The organism is Aeromonas sp. LsrichE-8G (genome assembly GCF_022869435.1).
In the GTDB taxonomy this organism is placed as follows: domain Bacteria; phylum Pseudomonadota; class Gammaproteobacteria; order Enterobacterales; family Aeromonadaceae; genus Aeromonas; species Aeromonas caviae.
Map to the genome: position 1 here is coordinate 16,770 of NZ_JALIHH010000028.1, position 24,242 is coordinate 41,011.

Here is a 24,242-nt window from a genome sequence, read left to right on the forward strand (position 1 = left end):
TGTTGGTGTCTGATTTGTTATTTAATTTTGATTTTAATGCCGCTTTTTAACACAAACGCCGCATCTTGTCTGCTTTATGGTGGTTAACTCAGGGTTAAATATTGTTAATGGGCTGAATGCCGTGAGGTGTCACTGTCCCCGGGGGCTTTCGCGGATCAGCACCGCACCAGCAAGGCGTGCAGCCAGGGGCCGTTCACCTCATCTTCCCCCACCCAGCCATGGTGCAGGGTGAAGGGGAGGGGAGCGATCAGGCGTCGCAGCCCCGCCTCGTCGAGCCGGGTCTGCAGGGGATATTCCCCCGACCGTGGCAGCGGTTCGCCCTTCCCGTGGGGGAAGGAGGCGTAGAGGGGGCCCCCGGCCTTGAGCAGGGTGGCCAGATGACCGAGCGCCGGGGCTATCTCGTGCTCGGGCAGACAGGGGAGGGAGCCGCTGACCCAGATGCCGTCATAGGGAACGACGCTTTGCATCTGCTCGACGCGGCAGACCCGCACCGGCTGGCCACACAGGCGCGAGGCGGCGGCGGCCTGCGCCCGGCTCGCATCGAAGGCGGTCACGGTGAGGCCTTGCTGGCGAAAGAGGCGCAGATCCTCTCCTGCCCCGCAACCGGCCTCCAGCAGATGACGGCCGTTGCCCAGCAGGGCCAGGAAGGGGGCATGGGCGCCTGCCACGAGGGCGGGGCGAGGGGCGGCGTCGTGCGCCGGCGCGGGGGCGTGTGGCAAGGGTGTCGGGCTCATCGTGGTGGGGGGGCGTTACTCTAGCAGGTTTGCCCCCGGCTGTTGAGCATTGGCGGGGGCGGCGCGTCTTGCTGACTCAGGGGTGGCGGCGAAGGGTGGGGCTCGCGATGAGGGTGAACAGGGTATCGAGGAGGAAGTCCGACTCCTCCATCAGATCGATGCGATCCGGGAAGTGCAGCCAGTTGATGATGTAGCCGTCCAGGGTGCAGTGGAGCAGGGTGGCGGCGCGGCGCAGATCCAGCCCCTCGGGCAGTTGGCCGCGACGCACGGCATTGGCCAGGGTGATCTCCAGATCCCGGAAGAAATTCATGGATTGCAGGTGCATGTGCTCGCGCATGACGGCGGCCTCTCCCTCCATGGATTCCAGATTGAACATGATGGTGAACATCTGCTGGTGGGCGGGCTCGGTGCTGATCTTGAGCATCACCTCCTTGAGAAAGCTGCGCAGCTTGCCCAGGGGATCCGGCTCCGCCTCGTCGACGCAGGCATCGAGCTGGTGGGAGAGGGGGGCACACAGCTCCTCCCACAGGGTGACGAACAGCTCTTCTTTATTCTTGAAGTGCCAGTAGATGGCGCCCCGGGTGAGGTCCGTCGCCTTGGCGATATCGGTCAGGCTGGTGCGTGCCAGCCCCTGTTGGCAGAAGAGATCCAGGGCCGTGCTCATGATGTTGCAGCGGGTTTGCTGCGCCTCTTCTTTGGTGCGTCTGGCCATTGACTCCGGTCCTGTTTAAAAGTGAAAAAAGTTTCTTACATACATACATTCATGAATGTATGTATATTGCCTCATCTTCGCCGTTTTACCAACAGGGGCCTTATAAACCCTGTGGTTTTGTCACTTCTTTTTGATTGAAACTGAGGTTCAGAGACTTGATGCATAAACATATTCTCGCACGTTCGGTCGGCCTTGCCTTGCTGGCAAGCGGCCTGCTGGCTGGCTGTGGTGACAAGGACGGGGCCCAGCAGGCCATGGGGGAGATGCCTCCCGCCGCCGTGGACGTGGTCACCCTCCATACGGCCCCCCTGCAACTGTTGTCCGAGCTCACCGGCCGCACCGCCCCCCTGCGGGTGGCCGAGGTGCGTCCCCAGGTGAACGGCATCATCCTCAAGCGCCTGTTCACCGAGGGGAGCGACGTCAAGGCCGGTCAGCTGCTCTATCAGATTGATCCCGCCGTCTATCAGGCCCAAGTGGCTTCCGCCAAGGCCAACCTCGCCAAGGCCGAGGCCAACGAGCGCAGCGCCCGTCTCAAGGCCCAGCGCTACGCCGAGCTGGTGAAGGTGAAAGCCATCAGCAGCCAGGAGTATGACGACGCCGACGCGGCCTGGAAACAGCAGCTGGCCGAGATCGGGGCCGCCAAGGCCGCATTGCAGACCGCCAACATCAACCTGGCCTACACCCGCATCACGGCCCCCATCAGCGGCCGCATCGGCAAATCGGCGGTGACCGAGGGTGCCCTGGTCACCGCCCAGCAGGCGGACAGCCTCACCTCCATCTCCCAGCTCGACCCCATGTACGTGGACGTGCGCCAGTCCACCGCCGACCTGCTGCGCCTCAAGCGCCTGGTGGCCGAGGGCAAGCTGACCCAGGGGGAGAAGGACGGGGCCGGTGTCAGCTTCCAGCTGGAAGATGGCAGCCAGTATGGCGAGAAAGGGGCCCTCCAGTTCTCCGACGTGACCGTGGACGAGGCGACCGGCATGGTGACCCTGCGGGTGATCGTGCCCAACCCGGATCAACTGCTGCTGCCCGGCATGTTCATGCGTGCCACCTTGCAGGAGGGCGAGCGCCCGCAAGGCCTGCTGGTGCCCCAGACTGCCGTGACCCGTACCCCCAAGGGCGGTGCCACCGTCATGGTGGTGACGGCGGACAACAAGGTGGAACTGCGTGAAGTGCAGGTCGGCCGCATGTCCGGCGACAGCTGGGTGGTGGAGTCCGGTCTCAAGGCTGGCGAGAAGGTGATCGTCGCCGGTCTGCAGAAAGTCAAACCCGGGGTCGTGGTGGCGCCCACTGAACGTGCCGGCAACAGCGCACAACAGACCCCGGCAACCAAGCAGTAGGATGGAGTAGTCGCCTCATGGCACGTTTTTTCATAGATAGACCCATTTTCGCCTGGGTGATCGCCCTGGTGATCATGCTGGCCGGGGCCATGGCCATCATCGGCCTGCCGGTGGCCCAGTACCCGACCATCGCCCCGCCGGCGGTTGGCATCTCCGCCAGCTACCCGGGGGCCTCCGCCAAGACGGTGGAAGACTCGGTGACCCAGATCATCGAGCAGAACATGACCGGGCTGGATCACCTGCTCTACATGTCGGCGCAATCCGACTCGTCAGGGAACGTCAGCGTGACCCTCACCTTCAAGCCGGGCACGGATCCCGACATCGCCCAGGTGCAGGTGCAAAACAAGCTGCAACAGGCCATGTCGCTCCTGCCCCAAGAGGTGCAGCAACAGGGCGTGCGGGTCCAGAAGACCTCCAGCAGCTTCCTGATGGTGGCCGCCTTCATCTCCACCGATGGCGCCATGACCAACGATGACCTGGCGGACTATGTGGTAGCCAACATCAAGGAGCCCCTGAGCCGTCTGGACGGGGTCGGTGACATCACCTTGTTCGGCAGCCAGTACTCCATGCGTGTCTGGCTCGATCCCCACAAGCTCAACCGGGTGCAGATGACCCCGGCCGACATTCAGGCCGCCATCAAGGCCCAGAACGCCCAGGTTGCCTTTGGCAAGCTGGGGGGGACCCCTGCGGTGAGCGATCAGCAATTTACCGCCACCATCATGGGCCAGACCCGGCTCTCCACCGTGGAGGAGTTCAACAACATCCTGCTGCGGGTGAACCAGGACGGCTCCAAGGTCCAGCTCAAGGACGTGGCCCGGGTCGAGCTTGCCGGTGAAAACTACGACGCGACCGCGCTCTACAACGGCCAGGCCACCGCCGCCGTCGCCATCAAGCTGGCGACCGGTGCCAACGCCTTGGACACCGCCGAGCACGTGCGGACCAAGCTGGGTGAACTCTCCGAGTACTTCCCGGCCAACATGGAGATCGTCTATCCCTACGACACCACGCCGTTCGTGAAGATCTCCATCGAGGAGGTGGTGCAGACCCTGATCGAGGCGATCTTCCTGGTCTTCTGCGTCATGTATCTGTTCTTGCAGAACTTCCGGGCAACCCTGATTCCGACCATCGCGGTGCCCGTGGTCCTGCTCGGCACCTTCGGGGTGATGGCGGCCTTCGGCTTCTCCATCAACACCCTGACCATGTTCGGTCTGGTGCTCGCCATCGGCCTCTTGGTGGATGACGCCATCGTGGTGGTGGAGAACGTGGAGCGTCTGATGAGCGAGGAGGATCTCTCCCCCCTCGAGGCGACCCGCAAGTCCATGACCCAGATCACCGGCGCCCTGGTGGGCATCGCCCTGGTGCTGTCGGCGGTGTTCGTGCCCATGGCCTTCTTCGGTGGCTCTACCGGTGCCATCTATCGCCAGTTCTCCCTCACCATCGTCTCGGCCATGGTGCTCTCGGTGCTGGTGGCCCTGATCCTGACCCCGGCCCTGTGCGCCACCCTGCTCAAACCCATGAAGCACGGTGAATTCGGCGCCCAGCGCGGCTTCTTCGGCTGGTTCAACCGCTTCTTCGACACCAACGCCAACCGTTACCAGAACGGCGTGCGCAAGGTGATCAAGCAGGGCACCCGCTACGGCATCATCTATCTGGCCATGCTGGCGGTGCTGGCGGTGCTCTTCATGCGCATGCCCACCTCCTTCCTGCCGGAAGAGGATCAGGGGGTCATCATGTCCATGGTGCAGCTCCCGGTGGGGGCGACCAAGGAGCGGACCGAGGTGGTGCTCGGGGAGATGCGCGACTACTTCCTCGAGAACGAGAAGGAGAACGTGGACTCCGTGCTGACGGTGGCGGGCTTCAGCTTCGCCGGTAGCGGTCAGAACAGCGGCATGGCCTTCATCAAGCTCAAGGACTGGAGCGAGCGCAAGGGAGAAGAGCGCAGCGCCAATGCCATCATCGGCCGCGCCATGGGGTTCCTGTTCAGCATCAAGGAAGCCCAGGTCTTCGCCTTCAACCTGCCCCCCATTCCGGAACTCGGCACGGCCACCGGCTTCGACTTCTTCCTGCAGGACCGCGGCGGTCTGGGTCACGAGAAGCTGATGCAGGCGCGCAACCAGTTGCTCGGCATGGCGTCGCAGGATCCCAACCTGGTGCGGGTACGCCCGAACGGGATGGAAGACACGCCCCAGCTCGACATCAAGATCGATTACGAGAAGGCGCTGGCCCAGGGGCTCTCCATCACCGACATCAACAACACCCTGTCGGCGGCCTGGGGCTCCTCCTATGTGAACGACTTCGTCGACAGAGGCCGGGTCAAGAAGGTCTATCTGCAGGCGGATGCCCCTTTCCGGATGAACCCGGAAGATCTGAAGCTGTGGTACGTGCGCAACAGCGCGGGCCAGATGGTGCCCTTCTCCGCCTTTGCCAGCACGGAGTGGAGCTTCGGCTCGCCCCGTCTTGAGCGCTACAACGGTGTCTCCGCCATGGAGATCGTCGGTGAGGCGGCCCCGGGCAAGAGTACGGGTGATGCCATGGCGGCCATCGAGGAGATGGTGAAACAGTTGCCGGAAGGGATCGGTATCGAGTGGACCGGCCTCTCCTTCCAGGAGCGTCAGGCAGGCTCCCAGGCGCCGGCCCTGTACGCCATCTCGCTCCTGGTGGTCTTCCTCTGTCTGGCGGCCCTCTACGAGAGCTGGAGCATTCCGTTCTCGGTCATGCTGGTGGTGCCGCTCGGGGTGCTGGGGGCCATTTTGGCCGCGACCCTGCGCGGGCTTGAGAATGACGTCTACTTCCAGGTGGGCCTGCTCACCACGATCGGGCTGTCGGCCAAGAACGCCATCCTCATCGTCGAGTTCGCCAAGGAGCTGCACGACAAGGGGATGAGGCTCGGGGATGCGGTGGTGGAGGCCTCGCGTCAGCGCCTGCGCCCCATCCTGATGACCTCGCTCGCCTTCATCCTGGGGGTACTGCCCCTGGTGATCAGCACCGGGGCGGGCGCCAGCAGCCGAAACGCCATCGGGACCGGCGTGATGGGGGGGATGATCAGTGCCACCGTGCTCGCCATCTTCTTCGTGCCGCTGTTCTTTGTGCTGGTGATGCGCTATTTCACCGAACGCAAGCATGCCGGGGAAGAGAGTGTCCACACCAAGGAGATCAACCATGACTAAGACCCTGATCGCCCTGGGCGTGACCCTGATGCTGGGGGGCTGCTCCATGGCCCCCGACTACCAGCGCCCCGAGCTGCCCCAAGGCGCCTCCTGGCAAGCTGACCTGGCCGCCAAGGGGGAACTTGCCCCCTGGCGCCAGCAGTTCCAGGACCCGGCCCTGCAGACGCTGATCGGCACCGCCCTTGAGAGCAACCGGGATCTGCGCCTGGCAGCCCTCAACGTCGAGGCCTACGAGGCGAAATACCGTATCCAGCGGGCGGCCCAGTTGCCGACCCTGGCCGCCAGTGGCAGCGGTACCCGCCAGCAGGGATCGGACGATCTCAGTAGTACGGGGCAGGGCACCATCAGCAGCCAGTACGGCGCCAACATCGGCATCACCGCCTATGAGCTGGATCTGTTTGGCCGGATCCAGAGCCTGAAAGATCAGGCCCTTGAGACCTATCTGGCGCAAATCGAGACCCAGCGCAGCACCCAGATTGCGCTGGTGGCCTCGGTGGCGAATGCCTACTTCACCCTGCTGGCGGATCAGGAGTTGCTGGCCCTGAGCCAGGCGACCCTCGCCACCGAGCAGGAGAGCTATGCCCTGACCGAGCACAAATACCGCCTGGGCGCCGCCTCCGAGATGGAGCTGGCCCAGGGGCGCACGGCACTGGAAAACGCCAAGGTCAGCCAGGCGCAATACCAGCGTCTGGTGAAGCAGGACAGAAACGGTCTGGCCCTGCTGCTTGGCACCGATATCCCGGTGCTGGCGGCACAACCGGCTACCCTGGCCGAGGTGAAACTGGCGCCGATCCCGGTGGGGGCTCCCTCCAGCCTGTTGCAGCAACGCCCGGACATCCTGGCGGCGGAGCACAACCTGAAGGCGGCCAACGCCAACATAGGGGCGGCCCGCGCCGCCTTCTTCCCGACCATCTCGCTCACCGCGACGGCGGGCACCGCCAGCAACCAGCTGAGCGGTCTGTTTGACGGCGGCACCGGCACCTGGACCTTCATGCCCCAGATCAATCTGCCCATCTTCGATGGCGGCAAGCGCGTTGCGGATCTGGACGTGGCCGAGGTGGGGACCAGACAGGCGGTGGCGAGCTACGAGAAGAGCATCCAGACCGCCTTCAAGGAGGTCGCGGATACCCTCGGTGCCCAGGCTGACTACGCGCAGCAGCTGCAGGCGCAACAGGCGCTGGTGGATGCCAACCAGACCTACTTCAGGCTGGCGGAGGTGCGTTACGAGCAAGGGGTGGACAGCTACCTGACCCGCCTCGATGCCCAGCGCTCCCTGTTCAGCGCCAAGCAGGGGCTCATCAGCACCCGGCTCGCCCAGCTGAGTAACCAGGTCGCCCTCTACAAGGCCGTCGGTGGCGGCTGGCAGGCGCCGAAGGACGCAGAGCCGCCATCAGACAAACAGGGTTGACCCCTCGGGGTTGACGTAAAAAGCATCAGGGGTGAACCACTAGGTTCGCCCCGTTTTTTATCTGTCATGTCGAGAAGCCACATCGAGGCAGATGACAACGGCGCTCCCTGCCCGGGGCAGGGAGCGGGCAGGAGGTGCCCCACGTTCATGGGCGCCGCCCTCGGCAACCATCATGACCCGCCTGGAGGTGACCACCTCATCGCCGTCATCCGTTGCGACGGACCCAGGCGATGCCATTTATCGCATAAGCTGTGCCGTAATTATTCTTTCAAAGAATAAATGGTCGACTCTTATAGTCAGTCACTCGCCCCTCATTCCAAGGATGTGAAATGAAACGACTCGTGCCCGCCACCCTGCTTATTGCAGGACTGGCTCTCGCCCCGCTGGCCCAGGCGGCCACCCTGCTCAACGCCTCCTATGACGTGATGCGCGATTTTTACAAGGAGTACAACGGAGCCTTCCTGAAGCACTGGCAGGCAGAAGGCGGGGAGCCACTGCAGATCAACATGTCCCACGGCGGATCGAGCAAGCAGGCGCGCGCCGTCATCGACGGCCTGCCCGCCGATGTCATCACCATGAACATGGCCACCGACATCAACGCCCTCGCCGAGCATGGGGGCCTGGTGCCCAAGGGGTGGGCGGATCGCCTGCCGGATCACAGCGCCCCCTTCACCTCGGCCACCGTGTTCATCGTGCGAAAGGGCAACCCCAAGGGGTTGAAGGATTGGCCTGATCTGCTCAAGGAGGGGGTACAGGTCATCGTGCCCAACCCCAAGACCTCGGGGAACGGCCGCTACACCTACCTGTCTGCCTGGGGGTATGTGCTGGAGCAGGGGGGCGATGAAGATGCGGCCAGGGCATTTGTCGGGAAGCTGTTCAAGCAGGTTCCCGTGCTCGACACCGGCGGCCGCGCCGCCACCACCACCTTCATCCAGAACCGCATAGGCGACGTGCTGGTCACCTTCGAGAACGAAGCCGAGATGATCGCCCGCGAGTTCGGCCGTGGCAGCTTCGAGGTGGTCTATCCGAGCGTCACTGCCGTGGCCGAACTGCCGGTGTCAGTGGTGGACAAGGTGGTCGACAAGCAGGGTACCCGCAAGGAGGCCGAAGCCTATCTGGCCTATCTCTGGTCCGACGAAGGCCAACGCATTGCTGCCAGCAACTATCTACGCCCGCGCAACCCGGCGATCCTCGCCGAGTTTGCAGACCGTTTCCCGAACGCCACCTTCCTCGACGTGGTGAAGACCTTCGGCGAGTGGCCTGTGATCCAGCGCACTCACTTCAAGGAGGGCGGGGTGTTCGACCAGATCTATGCCCAGCGCTGAGGGGCCCCGGGATAACGATGCTCACCCAGGTGCAGCTGGGGCGTGGCTGCCTGGCTGCCCTCTCTGATGGTGGGGCCAGGTTGGTGCGTCAGGCTCTGAAAGATGAACAGGACCGTCGCGGATGGTGGTGTCCTGGAAGGGGAGGGTGTTCTGGCGCAGTTACACCGGCGTCTTGGCCCGAGACCCGGGACAAAAAGCACGAAGGGTTGGCCTCGCACTGAGGCCAACCCTTCGTCTGTCTGGTGCCGGTAATAGGAGTCGAACCTACGACCTTCGCATTACGAATGCGCTGCTCTACCAACTGAGCTATACCGGCGGTTTGATGTTCAGAGTCGTGAAAAAAGCCGGACAAGTCAATTGAGCCAACTCGATTTTATGAGTTGGCTCATGATGTTAAGGCATATCAGAGGTCAATGAACTCCGGGATGTGAGCACGGCCGCGGCTCTCGAGAAAATCGAGCAGTGCGCGGGGGGAGCGGGCCAGGATCCGCTCATGTGGGAAGTTGGCTTCGGTGACCAGCCGATGGCAGTGATCAAAGTCGCCGAGGCTGAATGCCACGTGGGAGTCGGAGCCGAAAGTGAGGTAGGCACCCAGATCGCGCGCCGCCTCGACGATGGCGCGGCAGTTGCTTTCACTGCCTGCACGGGAGTGACTGAACGAGGAGTTGTTGACCTCCAGCGCCACTCGATACTCTGCCGCTGCCTTGACCACCGCCTGGATATCGATGGGGAAGGCGGGATTGCCGGGGTGGCTTATCATGTCGACCCGACCACTTCGAATGGCGTTGATCATGGCCTGGGTGTGGGTCGCCTGATCGCAGGGGGGAAACACCGGTTCGTGAAAGCCCGCCATGATCATGTCGAGCCGCGATTCGTAGCGCTCAGGGAAGTCTATTTCACCGTCGATATTCTTGATGTTGGCTTCGATGCCGCGCAGGATGCCGACCCCGTCCACGACCCTGGGCAACACGTGCAGATTGACGAAATGCCAGTAATGCGGGGCATCTGCCATGTCCGGGCCATGGTCCGTGGTGGCGAACAGCTTGATTCCCTTGGCTTTGGCGATGGGCAGGTAATCGTGAATGGTGCTGTAGGCGTGGGTGCTGGCGACGGTGTGCGTGTGGGTATCGACCGTATACTTCATCTTCTCTCCCCTCTGGCATGAGGCGACAGCATAGCAAGATTGGCGAAGCCGGGCCATGTGGCTGGTTGCCATACTTTGTCACAATTTGGGTCTGTGCTGACAAAGTCTGATGACGTTTCACTGCGAGGATGGCGACATCGATGCAAGCCTGAACACCCATCGATGGGTCGACACTGGATGGTCAGACCCGTTTTCCCCGCCGTCGCCCCTGCGACGGTTTTTTTTGGTTCTCTGTCGGCGCATCGGGTGACGGCAGGGTAAAAAAATGCCCAACTAGCATGACGCAGGTTGGGCGAGACTTAATGTTTAATTGCAGTGGCATAGATATAGAGTGCCGTCTCGCCGCGAAGTTCCCGCCATCTTCCCTCTTTTTTGATTAAAAACATTTAGCCAACACTTGTTCACATTCTCTTGACATGGGTGGGCGTGAAACGTACTTTTTAAACATTCGTTTAAGTGAGGTGTCCAGTGAGTAAAATCGATACCAAGAACCGTATTCTCGATGCCGCCGAGGTGCTGTTTGCCGAGCGGGGGTTCGCCGATACCTCGTTGCGTCTGATCACCAGCGAGGCCGATGTGAACCTGGCTTCGGTCAATTATCACTTCGGCTCCAAGAAGGAGCTTATCCAGGCGGTACTCGACCGTTATCTGAGCCTCTTCATGCCGGCACTGGACGGGCGGTTGCAGACGTTGATGGCGCAGGATCAGCTGACCCTGTTGCAGGTGTTCGAGAGCTTTGTCGAACCCCTGATGAAACTGTCGGCCGTCAGGGCGAATGGCCCGGCGCTTTTCATGCAGTTGCTGGGGCGCGGCTATATCGACAGTCAGGGTCACCTGCGCCGCTTTATTACCACCCATTATGGGGCGACCCTGCACGGGATCACCCAGGCCATCTCCAAGGCCAATCCGGATTTGTCGCCAGCGGATCTGTTCTGGCGCCTGCACTTCACCCTGGGCACCGTCGTCTTCACCATGGCCTCTGCGGATGCCCTGCGTGACATCGCCCAGGCCGATTTTGGCCAGCAGCTCGATGTGGAAGGGCTGGTGCGCAACGTCATTCCTTATCTGGCGTCCGGTGTCGGGGCGCCCGTGGAGTCGACCAGGCTCTCCCTGGCCGTGTAACACCTAACAATAATCAACGGAAACAGTGAAATAGAAGGAACTTCGGTATGATCACATTGCTTGTCCTGCTGGTGCTGGCGATAGCCGTGGTGCTCGGTGTCCCCGCCATCCGTAAAAAGGTGGTGACCCGCCCCGTGTTCGGCATCTTCAAGAAGATACTGCCGCCCCTGTCGGCCACCGAGCGGGAGGCCATGGAGGCCGGCTCCGTCTGGTGGGACGGGGAGCTGTTTCGCGGCAACCCGGACTGGAAGAAACTGCACGGCTACGGCAAGGCCGAGCTGAGCGCAGAAGAGCAGGCCTTTATCGACAACCAGGTCGAAACCCTGCTCGCCATGGTGGACGACTTCAAGATCGTCAACGAGACCAAGGACCTGCCGGAGCCGGTGTGGGACTATCTGAAGAAAGAAGGCTTCTTCTCCCTGATCATCCCGAAATCCTACGGCGGCCGCGAGTTCTCGGCGATTGCCAACTCCACCATCGTCACCCGTATCGCCACCAAGAGCCTGAGCGTCGCGGTCACCGTCATGGTGCCCAACTCCCTCGGCCCGGGCGAGCTGCTGATGCATTACGGCACCCAGGCCCAGAAAGATTTCTGGCTGCCGGGGCTGGCCAACGGCAAGGAGGTACCCTGCTTCGCCCTGACCGGGCCGGAAGCGGGCTCCGATGCGGGCGCTATCCCGGACAAGGGGATCGTCTGCAAGGGGATGCACAAGGGTGAAGAGGTGCTGGGCATTCGCCTGAACTGGAACAAGCGCTACATCACCCTGGCGCCGCGCGCCACCGTGCTGGGGCTGGCGTTCAAGCTCTATGACCCGGAAAAACTGCTGGGTGACAAGGAAGAGATCGGCATCACCTGTGCGCTGATCCCGACCAGTCACCCAGGCGTGCGCGTCGGCGATCGCCACTACCCCATGGGGCTGGCGTTCCTGAACGGCCCGACCTTCGGCAAGGATGTGTTCATTCCGCTCGACTGGATCATCGGCGGCCCGGATTACGCCGGCCGCGGCTGGCGCATGCTGGTGGAGTGCCTCTCCGCCGGTCGCGGCATCTCGCTGCCTGCCCTTGGCACCGCCTGTGGTCACATGGCGAGCCGCACCGTGGGCGCCTACTCCTACGTGCGCAAACAGTTCGGCATGTCCATCGGCAAGTTTGAAGGGGTGCAGGAAGCGCTGGCCCGCATTGGCGGCCTCACCTATCAGCTGGAAGGGGCTCGTCGCATGACCGCAGGTTCCCTGGATTTGGGTCAGGCACCGGCCATCGTCACCGCGATCTCCAAGTACCACATGACCGAGATGGCCCGCCAGGTGATGGATGACTCCATGGACATCCACGCCGGTCGCGCCATCCAGCTGGGCCCGAAAAACTACACCGGCTACGCCTACATGGGCATCCCGGTAGCCATCACGGTGGAAGGGGCCAACATACTGACCCGCAACCTGATGATCTTCGGGCAAGGGGCCACCCGCTGCCATCCGTATGTGTTTGCCGAGCTGGAAGCGGCGGCCGACACCGATGTGGAGCGCGGTCTCGAGAAGTTTGACGCCCTGTTGATGAAACACATCGCCTTCGGTACCGGCAACTTCTTCGGTGCCCTGTTCCAGGGGCTGACCCTGGGCCAGTTCAACAGCGCGCCGGTAGCTGGCGAAACCGCCCGCTACTACAAGCAGCTCTCTCGCATGAGCAAGGGTCTGGCCCTGTGCGCCGACGTCTCCATGCTGATGCTGGGCGGGGATCTCAAGCGCAAGGAGATGATCTCCGCCCGTCTGGGTGACGTGCTGAGCCACCTCTACCTGGCCTCCGCCACCCTCAAGCATTACGAGGATCAGGGCCGCATGGTCTCTGACCTGCCGTTCGTGCAGTACGCGGTGGAGCGCAACCTCTACCTGATTGGCAAGGCGTTCGAGGGCTTCTTCCAGAACTTCCCGAACAAGGTGGTGGGTGCCGTACTCAAGCGGGTGGTGTTCCCGTTCGGCGTCGGTTACAAGATGCCGGCGGACGATCGCTGCCATGCCATCTGTCTGGCCATGATGACGCCGGGCGAGTTCCGGGATCGTCTGACCGCGCTCTGTTATGTGGGCAAGGACGAGGCGGATCCGGTGGGGCTGATGGAGCGTGCCTTCCAGGCCATGGTCTCGGTGCAGCCCATCGAGAAGAAGCTGGTGCAGGCCCAGAAAGAGGGCAGACTGCCCCGCAAGCTGGCGCTGCCTGAGCTGGTGGCTGCGGCCCTGTCCCAGTCCATCCTCGGCAAGGAGGAGGCGGACAAGCTGCTGGCCGCCGATGCCCTGCGCTACGAGGCTATCCAGGTGGACAACTTCGCTCCTGGCGAGCTGGAAGGTTTGCCTCAAACGAGCCCGGTCGAGCATGCAGCCTGACCTCGAGCATAAACCGACAACCGGCCCTAGTGGCCGGTTTTTTGTTGTTTAACCAGGCATTTACAAGGTCGATTAATTCCAGTTTAATGCAATGGCCCCCACCCTTGGGGCAGGAAGCAAGGCCATCGGAATGGCCGATAACAACAACTCAGGAAGAGTGAATGAACCTCGCCAAAACGGCGATCGAACGCCCCATCTGGGTGGCGGTCTCGGTCGTGCTGATTTTTTTGCTGGGCCTGCTCAGCATCCGGGGACTGCCCGTCCAGCTGTTCCCCGACATAGACCGTCCTCACCTCAACATCACGGTGGACTGGCGCTCGGCCTCGCCCCAGGAGATGGAGTCGGAGATAACCGATCCCATCGAGCAGGAGATGCAGGGGGTACAGGGGCTCAAGAGCCTCAGCAGCAACAGCTACCCCGGCTTCACCGAAATCGACATGGAGTTTGCCCTCGGCACCGACATGCAGCGGGCCCAGCTTGATGTCATCTCCCGCCTGAACCGGGTCTCGGGACTGCCGGACAACATCGGTGGCCCTTACGTCAACAACTACAGCAGCAACGACACCCTGACCTTCTTCTTCATCCAGCAACTGCCCGGCGCCAAGGGGGAGATAGACGATCACCAGGCGCTGATCGAGGCGAGGGTCAAGCCCGAGCTGGAGCGGATCCCCGGGGTGTCCACGGTCGACATCGAGGGGATCAACGAGCGCCAGATCCAGATCCGTTTCGACCCTTACCGCGCCGCCGAGCTGGGGGTGGAGATCCCGGTGCTCGCCAGCCGGGCAACGACGGGCTGGGATGTGTCGGCCGGCACCCTCGACATCGGCCGCTGGGAGTACAAGCTGCGCTTTGCCGGTCGCTATGACGTGGCGGCCCTGGGGGACAAGGTGGTGGACTGGCGTGACGGCCTGCCCATCTATCTGCGGGACGTTGCCGAGATCAGAGTGGCCCGGGAGGAGAACCCGGTGCTGCGCATCCAGAACGGCAACACCGCCATCGCGGCGCAGATCTTCAAGGAGAGCGGTGCCAATGCCCTGGCGGCGCTCGAGGGGATCAAGGCCAAGGTCGGGGAGCTCAACCGGGAGGTGCTGGAGCCGGTTGGCCTGCACATGGAGCAGTCGTTTGACGCTTCTCTCTACATCAACCGGGCGGTGAGCATGGTGACCGCCAACCTGGGGCTAGGAGTGCTGCTCTCCTGCGCCATCCTCTGGGTCTTTCTGCGCCAGCTCAAGGCGACCCTGATGATCGCGATCGCCATCCCCATCAGCATCATGCTCACCTTCTGCTTGCTCAAGGTGATGGGGCGAACCCTCAATATCATCTCCCTGGCGGGCATTGCGTTTGCGGTCGGCATGGTGCTCGACGCCGCCATCGTGGTGCTGGAGAGCATCTACCGGCGCCATGAGCGGGGTGATATCAGCAAGGGAGAGGCGGCGCTGGAGGGCACCCGCCGGGTGTGGACCGCTCTGGTGGCGTCCACCCTGACCACGGTCGCCATCTTCCTGCCGGTGCTCCTGCTCAACGATGTGGAAGGGCAGTTGTTTGCCGATCTTGCGCTCACCATCGCCTGCGCGGTGACCGTCTCCATGGTGGTGGCGGTCACGGTGTTGCCTTCGGTGGCGGCGCGCTGGATGGGGCACGAGCGGCTGATTGATCCCTTTGAGCGCCTGTGGTGCCGCGCCACTCGCCATGTGATCCGCTGGACTGCCACCGCCCCCAGGCGCTGGGCCATCATCGTCCTGATGATGACGGGGCCTGTGCTGGCGAGCTGGCTGCTGCTGCCCAAGATGAACTACCTGCCGGATGTGAAGCGGGACGCCATCGACGTCTGGATGAGTTTCACCCCCGGGGTCAATCTCAAGGCCCAGCGGGAGGAGGTGATCGATACCCTGATTGCCCGCCTCGACCCCTATATGAAAGGGGAGAAGGAGCCTGTCCTCAAGAACTACTACATCCTGCGCTACCCGGGCGGTGCCCAGATCGGGGTGCGGCCAAAGGAGGATAACCAGATCAAGGTGCTGGAGCAGCTCTTGATGAAGCAATTGCTGGTGGGCATTCCCGACACCCGGGTGTTTGGCGGTCAGGGGTCCCTGTTTGGCGGTTTTGACAGTGAAAACAGCATCTCCCTGCTGATCCAGGGGGGCGGGCTGCCCGAACTCTATCAGGCGGCCCGGGAGAGCATGACCATAGTGCAGCGGGACTTGCCCGGCGCCCAGGTCAGGCCAGAGCCCGGACTCGATTTCACCGCTCCCGAGCTTCGGCTGGTGCCCCAGGACAGGCGCCTGGCCGAGGTGGGCTGGGATCGCTCCCCCATGCCCGCCATCATCCAGACCTTTGGCGATGGTCTGCGGGTCGGCGAATATTTCGACGGGGATGAGCGGCTCGACATCCTGCTGATGGGGCAGGCCTCCGCCAACCCGGACGAGCTTAAGGCGGTGCCGCTTGCTACCCCGTCCGGGCGCATCGTTCCCCTTGGGGAACTGCTGCGGGTGGAGCCGCAACTCGGGCCTGAGAGCATCTTCCGATCCGATGGGCGGCGCAGCATCAGTCTGCAGATTTCGCCCCCTGCGGGGATGAGCATGGAGCAGGTACTCGACACCCTGCAGCACAAGAGCTTTGCCGCCATCCGGCCGTTGCTGCCAGCCGGGGGGGAGCTGCGGGTCGCCGGCAATGCCGACAGCCTGCAGCAGGCGCTCGGCAACCTCGGCAGCATCTTCCTGTTCGCCGTGATGATATTGCTCATTCTGCTGTGGGGGGTCTTTGCCTCCCTCAAGGATGCCGTGCTGGTGCTGCTCACCTTGCCGCTCGCCACCGTAGGCGGTGTGCTGGCGCTGCACCTGAGCGGTCTGGTGGCGCCGCTGCCGATGGACTTGCTCACCATCATCGGCTTCGTCATCCTGCTCGGGTTGGTGGTCAACAACGCCATTCTGCTGGTGCACCAGACCAGGATGGCCGAGCGGGAGGGGATGAGCCGACAGTCGGCAGTCACCGATGCTCTGCAAAGCCGGATGCGTCCCATCGCCATGACCAGCCTCACCAGCATCTTCGGCATGCTGCCCCTGATGCTGAGTCCGAGCGAGGGGAGCGAAATCTACCGGGGGCTGGCCACCGTCATCGTCGGCGGCATGAGCTGCAGCACCCTCTTCACCCTGATCCTGTTGCCCGCCTTCCTGCGGTTGGGGGGGCAGACCGACATACCGCACGCCCTTCGGCAGCGTGCCTGAGCAAGGAGCTCATCGATGACACAAGGTTTCACAAGGATAGTGGTGGGGGCCCTGCTGCTGGCTGGCGGGCTGCCTGCGCTTGCACAAAGCAAGATGGTGACGCTGGCGGAGGTGGCCCAGGGAGAGGCGGGGGCCAGCATCTGGGTCAGCGGCACGGTGGCGAGCCGCCAGCAGGCGGCGCTCAGCGCCGAAGTGAGCGGTCGGGTGGAGTGGATAGCCGAGTTTGGCAGCCGGGTGAAGGCGGGGGACGAGTTGCTGCGCCTGGACAGCGCGACCTTGCGCCTCTCGCTGGAGCAGGCGAGGGCGGAACAAGCCAGAGAGGGGAGCAATCTGCGTTACGCTCGCGCCGAGTTCCAGCGCCTGGATCGTTTGCACCAGCAAAAGAGTGCCTCCCAGAGCCAGTATGACAAGGCGCGCTATGACGTGGAGCAGGCTGAGCTGGCCGAGCAGCTGGCGCGGGTGCAGGTGCGCCAGATTGAGGAGCAGCTGCGCAGAAGCCGCATCTTTGCCCCGTTTGACGGAGTGGTGAATGAACACTTCATCCAGCCGGGGGAGCATGTGGATGCGGGCGAACAGGCGCTTGAGCTGGTCAATCCGGACCAGCCGGACATCCGGTTGCGTGCGCCTATCGCCTGGGCCCGGCAACTGGTCACCCAGACCCGGTTGCGGGTGGAAGGGGAGCAGCTCAGCAGCCACGCCATCTATTACCAGCGGGCGGCGAGCGCCGATCCCAAGTCCCGGCTCATCGAGCTGCGCCTCAAGCCGGAAGCGGGCACGTTCATCATCGGCTCGCCAGTGCGGGTGGCGCTGCCAATGGGAGAGCAGCACACCATGCTGCTGCCACGGGATGCCCTGGTGCTCGGCACCGAGGGAAGCGTGGTCTATCAGGTGGAGCAGCGCGGCGAGGCGCTCACGGTGAACCGGGTGCCGGTCACCGTGCTCTTTGGGGACAGCCGGGAGGTGGCGGTGAGCGGCGCTCTCAAGCAGGGAGACAAGGTGGTGGTGCGCGGCGCCGGCAGCCTGCAGGATGGAGACAAGGTGGAGCTGTTTCGCGGTTGAACCTGGGCTGGCCCCATAAAAAACGGCTCCCGCGGGAGCCGTTTTTGTTTCAGGGAGAAGGGGCGATTACTCGACCATCATCACCTTGCAGGTGTTGGTGCTGCCGACGGTCTCCATCTTGTCGCCGTGGGTGAGCAATACCATGTCGCCGCTTTGCAGCAGTCCCTTGGCCTTGAGCACGTCCAGCGCGTCGCGGCACACCTCGTAGACCGGCTTGGTCTCGTCGCCATCAAACAGCACGGGAGTGACGCCGCGGTAGAGGTTGGCCCAGGCCAGGGTCTTGTTGTGAGGAGACATGGCGAAGATGGGCAGGCCGGAGCTGATGCGGGACATCAGCAGCGGGGTGGTGCCCGACTCGGTCAGCGCCACGATCGCCTTGACTCCTTCCAGGTGGTTGGCCGCATACATGGTGGACATGGCCACCGCCTCTTCCACCGAGGTGAAGGTGTAGCTCATGCGGTGGTTGGAGACGTTCAGGCTCGGGTGCTTCTCGGCGCCCACACAGACGCTGGCCATGGAGGTCACGGTCTCGATGGGGAACTGGCCGGCGGCGGTCTCGGCGGAGAGCATCACCGCATCGGTACCGTCAAGCACGGCGTTGGCCACGTCCATGACTTCGGCACGGGTCGGGAGCGGCGCGTTGATCATGGACTCCATCATCTGGGTCGCGGTGATGACCACGCGATTCAGGCGGCGGGAGTGGCGAATGAGCTTCTTCTGCACACCCACCAGTTCGGGGTCGCCGATTTCGACGCCGAGATCGCCACGGGCCACCATGACGGCATCGGAGCCGAGGATGATGTCTTCCATCGCCTCGTCGCTGGCGACGGTCTCGGCGCGCTCGACCTTGGCCACGATCTTGGCGTTGGAGCCAGCTTCGCGGGCCAGTTCGCGGGCGTAGCGCAGATCATCGCCGCTGCGGGGGAAGGAGACCGCCAGGTAGTCCACGTTCATGCGGGCGGCGGTCTTGATGTCTTCCTTGTCCTTCTCGGTCAGGGCGGGGGCGGAGAGGCCGCCACCCTTCTTGTTGATGCCCTTGTTGTTGGAGAGCGGGCCGGCCACGGTCACCGTGGTGTGGATGCGGGTGCCTTCGACCTGCTCGACCTTCAGTTGCACGCGGCCATCGTCCAGCAGCAGGATGTCACCGGATACCACGTCCTGCGGCAGGCTCTTGTAGTCGATGCCAACCTGTTCCTGGCAGCCTTCTCCCTTGCCGAGGGCGGCATCGAGAATGAACTTGTCACCGATGGCGAGGTAGATCTTGCCATCCTTGAAGGTGGAGACGCGGATCTTGGGGCCTTGCAGATCGCCCATGATGGCCACGTGGCGGCCCAGCTTGGCGGCGATGTCACGCACCTGGTTGGCGCGCTGGATATGATCTTCAGGAGTGCCGTGGGAGAAGTTCATCCGCACCATGTCGGCACCGGCGCGAATGATCCCCTCGAGAATGCCGTCGCGATCGGTCGCCGGACCGAGTGTGGTAACAATCTTTGTACGTCTTGGCATGAAAGACTCCAATGTGAAGTTGATATGACTTGAAATACTGCCCCGTCAAGCATGTGGCATGGCGCCAACTGGCAGGCCATCTGGGTGGCCTTGTTTGATTGAATTTCGATACTACACCAAGCCCGTTGGCATAGACAGTCGGGGGCGGACCCCCGAATGATCAGGAGGAGTGCGGGGTATCAAAGCGGGATTCGCGCAAACCTTCTTTGACTTTCTTCAGGTTTTCGCGAAATTTCATGCCACGGCGCAGGGTGAAACCGGTGGCCAGCACGTCCACCAGGGCGAGCTGGGCGATGCGCGAGGCCATGGGCATGTAGACGTCGGTGTCTTCCGGCACGTCCATGGAGAGCACCAGGTTGCATTCGCGGGCCAGGGGAGAGTCCTTGGCGGTCATGCCGATGACGGTGGCATCGTTTTCCCGGGCCAGCGCGGCAATTTCCACCAATGCCTTGGTGCGGCCTGTGTGGGAGATGAGGACAACCACGTCCCCTTCGCTGCTGTTGATGCAGCTCATGCGCATCATGACGATGTCATCGAAGCTCACCACGGGGATGTTGAAGCGGAAGAACTTGTTCTGGGCATCCCGGGCGACGGCGGAGGAGGCGCCCAGACCAAAGAAGCTGATCTTCTTGGACTGGGTCAGAATGTCGACGCAGCGGTTGATGGCCGAGATGTCCAGGCTGTTCTTGGCGGCATCGAGGCAGGCCATGGTGGATTCGAAGATCTTGGCGGTATAGGTGTCCGGGCCGTCTTCCGCTTCCACGTGGCGGTTCACATAAGGGGTGCCGTTGGCCAGACTCTGGGCCAGGTGCAGCTTGAAATCGGGAAAACCCTTGGTATCGAGGCGACGGCAGAAACGGTTGACGGTCGGTTCGCTCACATCGGCCAGCTTGGCCAGGGTAGCAATGCTGGAGTGAATGGCGGTCTGGGGTGAGGCCAGGATCACTTCAGCCACCTTACGCTCTGATTTACTGAAACTTTCCAGATTGTTCGTAATTTTATCGAGGGTATTCATCATTACCACCAGGCATTTTTGTAATTTAACTTCAGTGTCTGTGCACTAAATTCACAGCTCAAGCAGGTTTCCAATCTCCGCGATGACTATACAAGACAAGCGCTTATCGGAACTAATCTCGGCCCTGCAAAGTATGACTCATGTCTAATTATTTCGTGTTTTTAGTTGCAAACTTCCATTTGCGTCTTGAAAACGCTTACAAATGTTGCAAAGCAACAACACTGTGAGCGGGCGCACACTTGTCTGCATAAATCGCGCAGCCCGGCTGCGGGCTCGAGTAGTATTGCAGCCAAATAATAATGTCGGGACGGTAAGGGCCGCCCCGAGTCGGTAACGAAGGAGTTTGTTATGCAGCATACCCATGCGCTGGTGGGCGACGTTGGCGGTACCAATGCCCGGCTGGCCCTCTGCGAACTGGCGACGGGCGCCATTTCCCAGGCAAAAACCTATTCGGGGCTGGCCCACCCCAGCCTGGAGGCCGTGGTACGCCTCTATCTCGAAGAGCACGATGCCACCGTGGGCGAGGCGTGCATCGCCATCGCCTGTCCCATCAACGGTGACTGGGTCGCCATGACCAACCACAGCTGGGAGTTCTCCATCCGCGAGATGCAGGCCAATCTCGGCCTTGCGCGCCTGCAGGTGATCAACGATTTCACAGCCGTCTCCATGGCGGTGCCCGTGCTCGGCGAGAGCGATCGCATCCAGCTCGGGGGCGCGGCCCCGGTAGCCGGCAAGCCCATCGCCATTTATGGCGCAGGGACCGGCCTTGGCGTCGCCCACCTGGTGCAGGCCGGTGAGCAGTGGCTGAGCCTGCCGGGTGAGGGCGGTCACGTGGACTTCGCCGCCAACACGGAAGAGGAAGATGCGGTGCTGCAGGTGATGCGCGGCGAGCTGGGCCATGTGTCGGCGGAGCGTTTCCTCTCGGGCCCCGGGCTCGTCAATCTCTATCGCGGCCTAGTCAAATCCGATGGCCGCGAGCCCGAACCTTTTGCCCCCAAGGACATCACCGAGCGCGCGCTGGCGGGGGATTGCCTCGATTGCCGTCGCACCTTGAGCCTGTTCTGCGTGCTCATGGGCCGCTTTGCCGGCAACCTGGCCCTCAACATGGGCACCTTCGGCGGTGTCTACATCGCCGGTGGCATCGTGCCGCGTTTCCAGGAGTTCTTCATCGGATCGGGCTTTCGGGTCGCCTTCGAGGACAAGGGGCGCTTCAAGCCTTATCTCAAAGACATTCCGGTCTTCCTTATCACCCATGAAGGACCGGGGCTGCTCGGGGCAGGGGCTTATCTGCGCCAGTCGCTCGGGATCCGTCTCTGACAGGCTAGAGAAACAATTTTATTGCGGTTCAGCCCTGATTCAGTGGCCCTAGCGTAGAGTAGGCCCACGTACTCAAGAGGACGGGGCTTCATAGGGATGTGAAACCGGTCTTCATCCGCTGGGTGCGCATTGTCACCTGACAAGCCTGAACTGTTTTACCGGCCCTCGCGGCCGGTTTTTTTTATCTGCGCGATCCCGCTTTGTACTTTCGTGACCGCCCCGAGAGCCCGACTGTCGCCATCTGCCTGTTGTGGAAGGAGAGGGGATTTGGCTAGGCGTTGTCGTCATAAGATGATTGCAAGAACCCCACCCCGGCCCTCCCCTTGGTAAGGGGAGGGAGCAAAACAGTCAGCCATCATCCCAAATGGCTCTGACCAACAGGTAAAACGGACAACCTTAAAAAGCGGACAGGAATGCTCCTCCCCCTTAAGAAGGGGGAGGTTGGGAGGGGGTTGCTCTGCATTATCGCCAGGTTGCATGGCTTTTCCGTGTCACCACTCATGACGACAGCCACTACTCGAACAGGGAGAAATGACAGCTGGGTGATGGGCAATCAGGAGTGAGCAGAGGGGAGGGAAGGGCGTCATGAGCCCTTCCCTCATCAGGGGTTAGGGAAGGGTCATCTGGAAGCGGGCGCCGCCGAGGGGAGACTCATCCACCCGGATCTTGCCGCCGTAGCTGTGAACGATTTCGGTCACCACGGCGAGGCCAATCCCCTGGCCGGGGGAGCTGTCAGCTCGCACGCCGCGCTGGAAGATCTGCTGCGATTTGCCGGGATCGATGCCGGGACCGTCGTCTTCCACCACGATGAGCAGACCGCTCTCCCGGTGGCGGACATGAACCCGGATCTCGCTGATGGCGAACTTGCAGGCGTTGTCCAGCAGGTTGCCCATCAGCTCCATCAGATCGCCCTGCTCGCCGTGGAAGAAGACATCGTCGTCAAACTGGAAGCTGGTCTGCAGCTTCTTGTGGCGATAGACCTTGGCGAGACTGGCCAGCAGCTTCTCGATGAGGGGAACCGGTTCGGTGCCCTTGCTTGCGAGGCGCTTTCGCCCGGTGACGGCGCGGCGCAGCTGGTACTGGATGATCTGATCCATGGTGGTGATCTGTTCATTGATGTTGTCATGGATGTCGTGGCCGAGCTTGAGCTCCTGGGCGGTGATCTGGATGAGCGCCAGCCGGGTTTTCAGGCTGTGGGCGAGATCGTTGAGGGCGTGCTGGTAGCGCTGGGTCTGCTGGCGTTCGTTCTCCAGCAACTGGTTGACCGAGCCGGTCAGGGGGGTCAGCTCACGCTCGTAGTCGTTTGACAGCGCCTCTCGCGTACCAGCGCGGATCTCGTCAATCTGGCGCGCCATGGTGCGCAGGGAGGAGAGGCTCCAGAAACTGGTGAGCAGCAACAGAGCGCCCAGCAGACAGTAGGCGAGCAGCGCCTGGCGAATGCACCGGTAGAGATAGTCCCGGGTCTGGGCCTGGTAGCGCTTGGCGGAATCGACCATCACCACGTAGTAGGTCGTGGGGCCGTCGCCGTGGTTGCGCAGGAAGCGCAGGCTGTAGATGAAGTAGCTCTCGCCATTCTTGATGGTGTGCAGCTTGAAGAAATAGTCCTGATCCAGGCCCCCAAGGTACTTCATCAAATCCCGGCAGATGGTCTCCTTGATGGTGATCACCTCGGGCATGTGCAGGCTGGACCAGCTCAGCTCTCCATCGGAGCGGCAGATGAGGGTGTCGAGATTGGGGTCGATGGCATCCGGGGTGAGCTTGCCAAGATCCGTCATGGCATGGGGCTCCGGCTGCTTGGACGAGAACAGCTTGGAGAGGTTCTCCTGCATGCGGACACTGGCTTTCTGGGCCTGCTCCTCGGCGTGGCCGAGGTAGAGGATATAGACGGAGAAGGCCATGATGAGCGCGATGACCAGCATGGCGCTCAGCATCAGCTTGAGGTGCAGTGAGCGACGGATCAGTGTCATGGGGTGCAGCATGGCAAGGGGCATCAACTGCAGGAGAGGTTGAAGATGTAACCCTGGCGCCGGATGGTGGAAATGGGCTGGATAAGCCCCTCCGGATCCAGTTTCTTGCGCAGTCGGCTCACCATCACCTCTATGGTGTTGGGATCCCCTTCGCCATCCCCGTAGAGCTGGTCCAGCAGTTGCTGCTTGGAAACCACCTGGCGGGCGTTGCGCATCAGGTACTCCAGGATCAGATACTCGAAGCTGGTAAGTACGGTGACTTCGCCGGCGATGGTCAGCTCCTTGCGGGAGAGATCCAGCTCGTAGTCACCCGCCTTCACCCTGGGGGAGATGAAACCGGCGCTGCGTCGTACCAGCGCATTGAGGCGGGCCAGCAGCTCGTCCTTCTGGAAGGGCTTGACCAGATAGTCGTCCGCCCCGGCCTCCAGTCCTTCCACCTTGTCCTGCCAGTTGCCTCTGGCCGTCAGCACAATGATGGGAAAGGGGATCTGCTGCTCGCGCAGGCGGGTGATGAGCTGAAGGCCATCCATGTCAGGCAGGCCCAGATCGATGATGGCGACATCGATGGGGTAGTCGGTCGCATAGTGCAGCGCCACCTGGGCGTTGTCCGTGCTGTGAACCTGATTCTGGGCCTCGGTCAGCAGCGTGGTGAGGTGGTGATTGAGCAGCTTGTCGTCTTCGACCAAAAGGATTTTCATAAGATGCATGATGATAAGGGTCCAGGCTGTCAATTAGAGGGTGTCTAAAGGGGAGAGTCAACGAGGATCCTACATAACCCCCCTGTATCGGGACTGAATCGAGCCTGTCTTTGTTTCCGGCCCTTATTTTTG

General features: G+C 62.3%; 16 protein-coding genes and 1 tRNA gene. 9 read left to right on the forward strand and 8 right to left on the reverse strand.

Annotated elements, in window-relative coordinates; all coding sequences use genetic code 11:
* Nucleotides 1-155: 155 nt before the first annotated feature.
* Nucleotides 156-719, reverse strand: coding sequence for a methyltransferase (locus MUW49_RS06100; protein ID WP_244812523.1), 564 nt, complete (start codon nucleotides 717-719; stop codon nucleotides 156-158).
* 91 nt (nucleotides 720-810) lie between these two features.
* Nucleotides 811-1,446 (reverse strand): TetR family transcriptional regulator, encoded by a 636-nt coding sequence (locus MUW49_RS06105; protein ID WP_052815707.1) that lies wholly within the window; start codon nucleotides 1,444-1,446, stop codon nucleotides 811-813.
* Nucleotides 1,447-1,604: 158 nt separating this feature from the next.
* Between MUW49_RS06105 and MUW49_RS06110 the strand changes: the two genes are divergently transcribed.
* From MUW49_RS06110 to MUW49_RS06125, 4 genes are all read left to right on the forward strand, one after another.
* On the forward strand, nucleotides 1,605-2,786 hold the full coding sequence (locus tag MUW49_RS06110) for an efflux RND transporter periplasmic adaptor subunit (RefSeq protein WP_114522902.1): 1,182 nt from the start codon (nucleotides 1,605-1,607) through the stop codon (nucleotides 2,784-2,786).
* A 17-nt stretch (nucleotides 2,787-2,803) separates the two neighbouring features.
* On the forward strand, nucleotides 2,804-5,953 hold the full coding sequence (locus MUW49_RS06115) for an efflux RND transporter permease subunit (protein ID WP_010673711.1): 3,150 nt from the start codon (nucleotides 2,804-2,806) through the stop codon (nucleotides 5,951-5,953).
* Nucleotides 5,946-7,361, forward strand: a complete 1,416-nt coding sequence (locus MUW49_RS06120) for an efflux transporter outer membrane subunit (RefSeq protein ID WP_244812524.1) — start codon at nucleotides 5,946-5,948, stop codon at nucleotides 7,359-7,361. Before MUW49_RS06115 ends, MUW49_RS06120 begins: the two co-directional genes overlap by 8 nt.
* 329 nt (nucleotides 7,362-7,690) lie before the next feature.
* Nucleotides 7,691-8,686: a sulfate ABC transporter substrate-binding protein gene (locus tag MUW49_RS06125; protein WP_128271500.1), complete on the forward strand. Its 996-nt coding sequence runs from the start codon at nucleotides 7,691-7,693 to the stop codon at nucleotides 8,684-8,686.
* Nucleotides 8,687-8,926: 240 nt separating this feature from the next.
* Here the strand turns inward: MUW49_RS06125 and MUW49_RS06130 are convergent.
* Together MUW49_RS06130 and MUW49_RS06135 are read right to left on the reverse strand one after the other, a co-directional pair.
* A tRNA-Thr gene (locus MUW49_RS06130) sits at nucleotides 8,927-9,002 on the reverse strand.
* Nucleotides 9,003-9,089: 87 nt separating this feature from the next.
* Nucleotides 9,090-9,830: a phosphatase gene (locus tag MUW49_RS06135; RefSeq protein ID WP_039041236.1), complete on the reverse strand. Its 741-nt coding sequence runs from the start codon at nucleotides 9,828-9,830 to the stop codon at nucleotides 9,090-9,092.
* Between the two features lie 468 nt (nucleotides 9,831-10,298).
* On the opposite strand from MUW49_RS06135, the gene MUW49_RS06140 reads away from it, so the two are divergent.
* The 4 genes from MUW49_RS06140 to MUW49_RS06155 all read left to right on the forward strand — a co-directional run bounded on the left by MUW49_RS06140 (nucleotide 10,299) and on the right by MUW49_RS06155 (nucleotide 17,607).
* A complete protein-coding gene (locus MUW49_RS06140) occupies nucleotides 10,299-10,952 on the forward strand; it encodes a TetR/AcrR family transcriptional regulator (RefSeq protein ID WP_005324182.1) in 654 nt (217 codons plus the stop codon).
* Nucleotides 10,953-10,999: 47 nt separating this feature from the next.
* Nucleotides 11,000-13,324: an acyl-CoA dehydrogenase gene (locus tag MUW49_RS06145; protein WP_053288307.1), complete on the forward strand. Its 2,325-nt coding sequence runs from the start codon at nucleotides 11,000-11,002 to the stop codon at nucleotides 13,322-13,324.
* A 161-nt stretch (nucleotides 13,325-13,485) separates the two neighbouring features.
* Complete coding sequence (locus MUW49_RS06150) at nucleotides 13,486-16,548, forward strand: efflux RND transporter permease subunit (protein ID WP_244812525.1); 3,063 nt, start codon at nucleotides 13,486-13,488, stop codon at nucleotides 16,546-16,548.
* A 15-nt stretch (nucleotides 16,549-16,563) separates the two neighbouring features.
* Nucleotides 16,564-17,607, forward strand: coding sequence for an efflux RND transporter periplasmic adaptor subunit (locus MUW49_RS06155; protein ID WP_244812526.1), 1,044 nt, complete (start codon nucleotides 16,564-16,566; stop codon nucleotides 17,605-17,607).
* A 66-nt stretch (nucleotides 17,608-17,673) separates the two neighbouring features.
* On the opposite strand, the gene pyk is transcribed toward MUW49_RS06155, so the two are convergent.
* Entirely contained in the window at nucleotides 17,674-19,113 is a 1,440-nt protein-coding gene (gene pyk, locus MUW49_RS06160; RefSeq protein ID WP_041214849.1) for a pyruvate kinase, read from the reverse strand.
* A 160-nt stretch (nucleotides 19,114-19,273) separates the two neighbouring features.
* On the reverse strand, nucleotides 19,274-20,128 hold the full coding sequence (locus tag MUW49_RS06165) for a MurR/RpiR family transcriptional regulator (protein ID WP_029314760.1): 855 nt from the start codon (nucleotides 20,126-20,128) through the stop codon (nucleotides 19,274-19,276).
* Between the two features lie 348 nt (nucleotides 20,129-20,476).
* Between MUW49_RS06165 and glk the strand changes: the two genes are divergently transcribed.
* A complete protein-coding gene (glk, locus tag MUW49_RS06170; RefSeq protein WP_039041241.1) occupies nucleotides 20,477-21,445 on the forward strand; it encodes a glucokinase in 969 nt (322 codons plus the stop codon).
* 608 nt (nucleotides 21,446-22,053) lie between these two features.
* On the opposite strand, the gene MUW49_RS06175 is transcribed toward glk, so the two are convergent.
* Both MUW49_RS06175 and MUW49_RS06180 read right to left on the reverse strand, forming a co-directional pair.
* Nucleotides 22,054-23,436, reverse strand: coding sequence for an ATP-binding protein (locus MUW49_RS06175; protein WP_244812527.1), 1,383 nt, complete (start codon nucleotides 23,434-23,436; stop codon nucleotides 22,054-22,056).
* Nucleotides 23,436-24,110, reverse strand: coding sequence for a response regulator (locus MUW49_RS06180; protein WP_244812528.1), 675 nt, complete (start codon nucleotides 24,108-24,110; stop codon nucleotides 23,436-23,438). The genes MUW49_RS06175 and MUW49_RS06180 overlap by 1 nt, the downstream gene beginning before the upstream one ends.
* Between the last annotated feature and the right edge of the window lie 132 nt (nucleotides 24,111-24,242).